At 64.8% G+C, this 7,862-nt stretch carries 6 protein-coding genes and 1 tRNA gene; 6 read left to right on the forward strand and 1 reads right to left on the reverse strand.

The annotated features are described in order from the left end of the window. Nucleotides 1-8: 8 nt before the first annotated feature. A tRNA-Leu gene (locus ELR45_RS06110) sits at nt 9-92 on the reverse strand. A gap of 204 nt (nt 93-296) precedes the next feature. Between ELR45_RS06110 and ELR45_RS06115 the strand changes: the two genes are divergently transcribed. From ELR45_RS06115 to pknB, 6 genes are all read left to right on the forward strand, one after another. Beyond that, nucleotides 297-1,007, forward strand: coding sequence for an FhaA domain-containing protein (locus ELR45_RS06115; RefSeq protein WP_129664363.1), 711 nt, complete (start codon nt 297-299; stop codon nt 1,005-1,007). 3 nt (nt 1,008-1,010) lie between these two features. Next, entirely contained in the window at nt 1,011-1,478 is a 468-nt protein-coding gene (locus ELR45_RS06120) for an FHA domain-containing protein FhaB/FipA (protein ID WP_129664365.1), read from the forward strand. Between the two features lie 8 nt (nt 1,479-1,486). After that, a complete protein-coding gene (locus ELR45_RS06125; protein ID WP_129664368.1) occupies nt 1,487-2,971 on the forward strand; it encodes a PP2C family protein-serine/threonine phosphatase in 1,485 nt (494 codons plus the stop codon). Beyond that, a complete protein-coding gene (locus ELR45_RS06130) occupies nt 2,972-4,360 on the forward strand; it encodes an FtsW/RodA/SpoVE family cell cycle protein (protein WP_129664370.1) in 1,389 nt (462 codons plus the stop codon). After that, entirely contained in the window at nt 4,357-5,820 is a 1,464-nt protein-coding gene (locus ELR45_RS06135) for a peptidoglycan D,D-transpeptidase FtsI family protein (protein ID WP_129664371.1), read from the forward strand. The genes ELR45_RS06130 and ELR45_RS06135 overlap by 4 nt, the downstream gene beginning before the upstream one ends. Before the next feature lie 125 nt (nt 5,821-5,945). Beyond that, nucleotides 5,946-7,862 (forward strand): Stk1 family PASTA domain-containing Ser/Thr kinase (gene pknB, locus ELR45_RS06140; protein ID WP_129665026.1); only part of this gene is annotated, 1,917 nt, incomplete at its 3' end.

The raw sequence follows: 7,862 nt of genomic DNA on the forward strand, positions 1-7,862 counted from the left end.
TCGTCGAGTGCGCGAGGGGGGAGTTGAACCCCCACGTCCTTTCGGACACACGGACCTGAACCGTGCGCGTCTGCCTATTCCGCCACCCGCGCGCTGCGATCCGACCATAGCGTGACATGGTCGGCTGCGACAAAAAGCTTAACACGCACCCACGGGTCGGCTCACCACAGGCTGTGGGCTCACAATGGTCTGGTGCACACGCAGGTAGTGCCTCGGCGGGGACGATGTGGTTGTCCGCCGTTACGATCGTGGCACGAGAGACGTCGTTGACGCTCGCGAGGGGAAAGGAGGTGGCCATGGGCGTACTGCAGAAGTTCGAGCGACGGCTCGAGAACCTCGTCCAGGGCGCGTTCACGAAGGCGTTCAGGTCAGAGGTTCAACCGGTCGAGATCGCCGCGGCGATCCAGCGTGAAATCGACAACAACGCCCAGATCGTCACCCGGCAACGATCCCTGGTGCCCAATGCCTTCATCATCGACCTGGGACCAAGCGATCACGATCGGCTCGGTCCGTACATGGAGACACTCTCGAGCGAGCTTGTCGAGATGGCGAAAGAGCATGCGGAGTTGCAGCACTATGCCTTCACCGGGCCGGTGACCGTCACCTTCGAGCGCCATGAGGACCTTCGTACCGGCGACTTCCGGATACGAAGCCAGGTTCGGGCGGGTGTGGACCGCGCGCCGGAGTACATGCCTCCGCAGGCTCCACAGAATCAGGGCGTCGGCTACCTGGTGATCAACGGGACCCAACATCCCCTGGTGCCGCCCGGCGTGGTGCTCGGCCGCGGCAGCGAGAGCGACATCAGGATCGATGATCCCGGCATCTCCAGGCGTCATGTGGAGATCCGGGTCTATCAGAGCGGCGCGGATTTCCAGCTGGTCGCCGTTGATCTTGGATCAACAAACGGTACGGTAATCGATGGTGCTCGCGTGCCGCAGGCTACAGTCACCGACGGCTCGCAGATCATGCTCGGGTCGACCGTTGTTCACGTGCACAGATGGAGGTGAGGGGTGTCTGAGCTAACCCTGACGGTTATCAGGCTCGGCTTCCTCGCCGTACTCTGGCTCCTTGTGCTCTCCGTCACCTCTGCGATGCGTGCCGATCTTTTCGGTGTGCGGCCACCCAAGCCGCCGAAGCAGTCTCGCGCCGCCGCTCGCCAATCGAAGCAGCCGAAGGGCGGCAAGGGACTCCCTTCAAAGATCGTCATCGTCGAAGGCCCGGACACCGGCCGCGGCGTGCCCCTCCAAGGCGCTCCGGTCACGTTCGGAAGGGGCGACGAGTGCACGTTGCCGCTGGCCGACGAGTACATATCTACCCAGCATGCGCGCCTGCGGTTCCATGAAGGACAGTGGTACGTCGAAGATCTCGGCTCAACGAACGGTACCTACGTCGGCAACGAGCGGCTCACGCGCAGCACGCCGGTCAACGTGAAGAGCAGGTTCCGCCTCGGTAAGACCGTAGTAGAGCTGCGGAAGTAGGCTGCCCGATGCCGTTGATGCTGCGCTACGTTGCCCGTTCCGATGTTGGACTCATCCGGGAGGGCAACGAAGACTCCGGCTATGCCGGTCCACACCTGCTCGCCGTAGCCGACGGCATGGGCGGCCATGCGGCCGGAGAGGTGGCGAGCCAGGCTGCCATTGAGGAGCTCATCGAGGTCGAGGACATGCCCGGCCACGGCGATCCTCGCGAGGCGCTCAGCTCGGCGATCCAAGCGGCCAACAACCGAATACGTCAGCTCATCGCCGACGATCCCAGCCGCGAAGGCATGGGGACGACGGTCACCGCGCTGCTCTGGACCGGGACGGCGCTGTGCATGGGTCACATCGGCGACTCTCGTGCCTATCTCCTGCGCGACGGCGGCATCGTCCAGCTCTCGCACGACCACACATTCGTTCAGTCGCTCGTCGACGAGGGCCGTATCACGCTCGAGGAGGCGGGGGTCCACCCCGCTCGATCCCTCATCCTCAAAGCACTGCAAGGTCAGGGCCCTGTCGAGCCGGATCTCGAGCTCGTCGAAATCATGCCAGGTGATCGATTGCTGGTGTGCAGCGACGGGCTCTCCGGCGTGGTGTCCGACGATACGCTCGCCGAGACCCTGGCCTCAGTCGATCAGCTCGATGGAGCCGCCGACGAGTTGATCCGGCTCGCCTTATCCGGGGGCGCGCCCGACAACGTCACGCTGATTCTCGCGGATGTGATCGAGACCGATGCTCCACCCTCGGTAGATGACACCGCAGAGTCGTTCCTCGTGGGTGCGGCAGCCGGCGACCACCCACCGCAGCGAGAGCGTCCGCATCGCCGCCGTCCCGCTGCTGCGCTCCGCGTTCTGCTCGGTGGCGAAGAAAAGCCCAGCGACCCCGAAGATCTCGAGGCACTCCGATACGCACCAAGGCCACCCCGGAGATACCGATGGGTGCGCCCAGTAGTGCTCCTCATAGTGGTCGTCCTCGCCGCGTGGGGCGGCCTGACTCTGGCCAACGACTGGGTCCGGTCGCAGTACTACGTGGGTCAGAACTCCGGAGAGGTCGCCATCTTCCAGGGCGTCAGCCAGGAAGTCGGATTCATCAGCCTGTCGCGGCTGCACGAGATCCCCGGTGACCTGCCCGTGAGTGCGCTGCCCACGATCTACCAGGATCAGGTCGAAGCGACCATCACCGCCGAGAACGTCGAGGACGCCGAGGAGATCGTCGAAACCCTGCGGCGGCAGGCATGCCGGGCCGCGGGCGCGGACGAAGACGAGGACGAGGCAGATCCTGAGCCCACGTCGCCTCCGACTGGTACTCCCGGCAGCACTAGAACTCCCGATGCCACCGGCACGTCGTCCCCGACCGGCCAGCCCAGGAGAGGTCAGCCGGCCGGGACCTCGAGTCCCACTGCGAACGCTCCGACATCTGACTCCCAGGACACAGACTCGGACGACGAGGGATGGGTCTCGGCAGACGACGGTCTCGATTGCACGGAGGTGCGCTGAGTGAGTCTCAACCAGCGCTTACCTCGAAGCGAGCCCGCCAACGAAGAGGCCGTGGTACCCCGGCGAGGCCGCGGCACGGAGTTGTTGCTCCTGATCTTCGCCGTCGGTATCTCGACGTTTGCCTACATCAACGTCGACCTTGGAGCCCTGGGCGAGGTTCCCGCCGATGCCATGGCGTACCTCGGAGGGTTCTTCGCCGTCTCGTGTATCGCTCACATCGTCATACGGATCCGGGCTCCGTACGCGGACCCGGTGATCCTTCCCATCGTGGTGACGTTATGCGGCCTTGGCCTCGCCATGATCCACCGTCTCGACATCGCCGACGACACCTCACACGCGACAACCCAGCTGACCTGGATGCTCGTAGGAGTCGCGCTCTTCCTCGCCGTCTTGTTCTTCATTCGGGATCACCGGATTCTGGCTCGTTATCCCTACCTCATGGGTTTGACCGGTCTGATCCTCCTCATCCTCCCGCTGATGCCGGTCATCGGCCATTCGATCCGGGGCGCTCAGATCTGGATCCGTGTCGGCGGGATGAGCTTCCAGCCGAACGAGGCGGCGAAGATCGTCCTGACCATCGCTTTCGCCGGCTTCCTGGTGCAGACCCGGGATGCCCTGGCACTGGCAGGCCGACGCTTCCTCGGCATCGACCTGCCGCGCGCGCGTGACCTGGGACCGATCCTGATCGTCTGGGTCACCGCGCTCGGCATCCTCACCGTCCAGAACGACGTGGGGCCGTCAGTCCTCCTCTTCGGCAGTTTCGTGCTGCTCATTTACATCGCAACCGAGCGAATCTCTTGGATCATTCTCGGTCTCATGCTGATCGGCTTCGGTATCTACGCCGCCTACAACGTCGTATCGCACGTGCGGGAGAGGTTCGACCTCTGGCTCGATCCCTTCATCGATCCCACGGGCCAGCTCGCGCAGTCGCTTTTCGGCCTCGCGTACGGAGGCACCATCGGAACCGGACTCGGCCAAGGCCATCCGGACATGATCCCGATCGCCGAGAGCGACTTCATCGGTGCTGCGCTCGGTGAAGAGCTCGGGCTCGCCGGCCTGGCAGCCGTGATCCTGCTCTACGCGCTACTGGTCTCCCGCGGGCTGCGCGCCTCGCTCGTGTTACGTGACCCGTTCGGCAAGCTGCTCGCTGCCGGCCTCGCGAGCGGCCTGCTGCTTCAGGTGTTCGTGGTCCTGGGCGGCGTGACCAGGCTCATCCCGATGTCCGGCCTGACCACACCGTTCCTGGCCCTGGGTGGCTCGTCGCTGGTGATGAACTGGGTGCTCGTCGCCCTGCTGATCCGCCTCTCCGACGCAGCGCGCAGGCCAGCTCCGACCGACACGCCGTCGTTCGCCGACGACGCCGCAACACAGGTGGTGAGAGTGACATGAACTCTCCGATACGCCGTGTCTCAGCCGGCTGTCTCCTGCTGGTCCTGGCGTTGTTGATCAACATCACATATATCCAGGCCTTCCAGGCTGACGACTTGAACGCTCGCGGCGACAACAGGCGAGTGATCATCGATGAGTACGCGAGAGCGCGGGGTCCGATCCTCACTCGCGACGACGTTCCGATGGCGGTATCGGAGGACGTCGGAGGGGAGTTCCAATTCCTCCGCGAGTACCCGGAGGGTGAGCTGTATGCGCCACTCACCGGCTTCTACTCCTACCAGTACCAGCGCTCGGCTCTTGAGCGGGCACAGAACGACATCCTGTCCGGGGATGACGATCGCCTGTTCGTCCGCAGGCTGATCGATCTCGTGACTGGCGAGGAGCCGAAGGGCGGCGCGGTCAAGACCACGATCGACTCAGCGGCACAAGAGGCCGCGTACGAAGGGCTCGGCAGCGACAAGGGCGCCGTCGTCGCAATCGATGTGCAGACCGGCGAGATCCTGGCCATGGCGAGCACGCCGTCGTATGATCCGAATCCGCTGGCCAGCCATTCGATCAGCGAACAGAACGAGTTCTGGACAGAGCTCAAGGAAGACGAAGACAGGCCCGATCTCAACCGGGCGATCGCCCAGACACTCCCTCCGGGGTCCGTGTTCAAACTTGTGACCGCCGCGGCTGCCATCGAGTCAGGCGACTACGACACTGAGACCGTGATCCCCGGGCCAGCTGAATACGATCTTCCGCTCACCGATCGGACGCTCGGCAACCAAAGCGGCCAGGCATGCGGTAGCGACGACGAGACGACGCTGACCAACGCCTTACGTATCTCATGTAATACGGCGTTCGCCTACCTGGGCGAGGAGCTAGGCGACGACGTGCTGCGCGACCAGGCTGAACGGTTCGGCTTCAACGCCCAGCCGCTGACCGAGGACGGCATGAACGCCGCGACCAGCAGGTTCCCGGATGATCCCGACGAGCCGCAGACGGTCTTGTCGGCCATCGGCCAGTTCGACGTACAGGTGACCCCGCTGCAGATGGCGATGGTCACGGCTGCGATCGCCAATGACGGTGTGCTGATGGATCCGTATATTGTGCAGGAGGTTCTCGCTCCAGACCTCGTCTCCACCGTCGAGCAGACCGAGCCGGAGGAGCTGTCTCGCGCGGTGTCGCCCGACACGGCTCAACAGCTTACTGAGATGATGGTTGACGTCGTTGAGAACGGCACCGGGTCCAATGCGCAGATGTCTGGTATTGAGGTCGCGGGGAAGACGGGTACCGCCCAGAGCGATCCAGAACGGCCACCGTATGCGTGGTTCACGTCTTTCGCGCCGGCGGACGACCCGCGCGTGGCGGTGGCGGTCGTCATCGAAGAGGCGCCGGACACGGCACGTGATGACATAGGCGGCGGCGCGCTGGCGGCACCGATCGCCAGAGCGGTGATGGAAGCGGTGTTGGGGTGATGAGGCGCGAGAGAGCCTGGCGACCTGTCTCATCTATCGAACAGATGTCACGGACCGGGCAGCGATGAGCATGCTATTGCCGGTAGCGTTCCCGAGCGCGACGAATATGTGAGAAAGGGCCAACGATGAGCGAGCTGCAACTCCTCGGCGATCGCTATGAGCTCGGCGAGGTTATCGGCCGTGGCGGCATGGCCGAGGTACGACGGGGGCGGGACACACGTCTCGGTCGTGTCGTCGCGCTCAAGATGCTCCGCGTCGACCACTCGACGGATGCGACCTTCCAGGCCCGTTTCCGTCGTGAGGCCCAGTCCGCGGCGTCCCTGAACCATCGCAACATCGTCGCGGTCTACGACACCGGCGAAGACATGGTCGACGGCCATAAGATCCCGTACATCGTCATGGAATACGTGGAGGGTCAGACCCTGCGCGAGATGGTACGGGACCAGGTCCGATTCATGCCTGAACGGGCGATCGAGGTACTCAGCGCGACGCTGGACGCCCTGGATTACAGTCACCGTGCGGGTATCGTGCATCGCGATATCAAGCCAGGCAATGTCATGATCACCACGGCCGGCGAGGTCAAGGTGATGGACTTCGGCATCGCTCGGTCGTTGGCGGACACCGGCATGGCGCTGACACAGACCGCCGCCGTCGTCGGCACCGCGCAGTACATCTCGCCGGAGCAGGCCCGCGGTGAGCAGGCCGATGCAAGGAGTGACCTCTATGCGTGCGGCTGCGTCCTGTATGAGCTGCTGACCGGCCGGCCACCGTTCGTCGGGGAGTCCCTCGTCTCGGTCGCGGTCTCGCATGTTCGGGAGTACGCCACACCCCCGTCGGCGCTCGACCCGTCGATTCCGCCGGAGCTCGACGCGATCGTCATGAAGGCCCTGGCGAAGGGGCGAGACGAGCGCTACCAGAGCGCCTACGAGATGCGCGCCGACCTGCAGCGGGCAGCGGCAGGGGTTCCGGTCGCCGCCTACGCCGACACGTCCGCCGCGACACAGCTCATGGCGGGCGGCGCACCGGCCTATGACGACACCCAGGTCGCCCACGACGACACCATGGAGGGTGACGAGGTCGAGGACGACGAGGAGTCCAAGGGTGTCAGCTGGTGGGCGGTCGCGCTGGGGGCCCTCGCTGTACTCGCCATCGCCGGGCTCATCGGCTTCCTGATCTTCCGTGATTCCAGCGGCACACCCCAGGTCAGCGTCCCGACCCTGACCGGGGAGAGCCGGGAGGCAGCCGAACAGATGATCGACGACCGCGGGCTGGTCGCCAACGTCGAGTCCCAGGAGACGGACGAGCCGGACGAGGTCGATACGGTCCTGAGCCAGAATCCGCCGCCGAACGAGCAGGTCGACGAAGGATCCGAGATCACCATCGCTGTGGGTGTCGAGCCGGACACCGTGATCGTCCCCTCGGTCGACGGCCGACCTCAGGACGAGGCCGAGCAGATCATCGAGGAGGAAGGCCTGCGGGTCGGCAGCATCGACCGAGAGGACAGCGACCGGCCCGAGGGTGAGGTGCTCTCGACCAGTCCGGAAGGCGGCGAGTCGCACCCCCCTGGCACCGCCGTCGACCTGGTGGTGTCCACCGGTGTCCAGGAGGTCGAGGTGCCCGATCTCGTCGGCATGCAACGGGTCGAGGCAGAGAACGAGCTTGAGCGCTTGGGCCTGGACGTCGAGGTCGTACCCGAGCCGGCGGATCTCCCTGAGAACGAGGTCTTCCGGCAGAGTCCGCAGGAGGGCACGCCTCGCGATGAAGGTGAGACGGTCATCATCTGGGTCGCTGAGCGGCCTGAGGGCGAAGGTAACGGCAACGACGAAGGTAACGGCAACGGCAACGGCAACGGTGACGGCGGTAACGGCAACGACACCGGAACTGACGAAGGCAACGACACCGGGACCGACGAAGGCAACGACACCGGAACTGACGAAGGCAACGACACCGGGACCGACGAAGGCAACGACACCGGGACCGACGAAGGCAACGACACCGGAACTGACGAAGGCAACGACACCGGAACTGACGAAGGCAACGAC

The sequence above is a fragment of the Phytoactinopolyspora endophytica genome, assembly GCF_004138495.1.
GTDB classification, from domain to species: Bacteria; Actinomycetota; Actinomycetes; order Jiangellales; family Jiangellaceae; genus Phytoactinopolyspora; species Phytoactinopolyspora endophytica.

Excerpts from the sequence above, each read along its gene's own strand:
- ELR45_RS06115 (WP_129664363.1), top strand. The coding sequence starts at position 297 with ATGGGCGTACTGCAGAAGTTCGAGCGACGGCTCGAGAACCTCGTCCAG.
- ELR45_RS06125 (WP_129664368.1), top strand. The coding sequence starts at position 1,487 with ATGCCGTTGATGCTGCGCTACGTTGCCCGTTCCGATGTTGGACTCATC.
- ELR45_RS06135 (WP_129664371.1), top strand. The coding sequence starts at position 4,357 with ATGAACTCTCCGATACGCCGTGTCTCAGCCGGCTGTCTCCTGCTGGTC.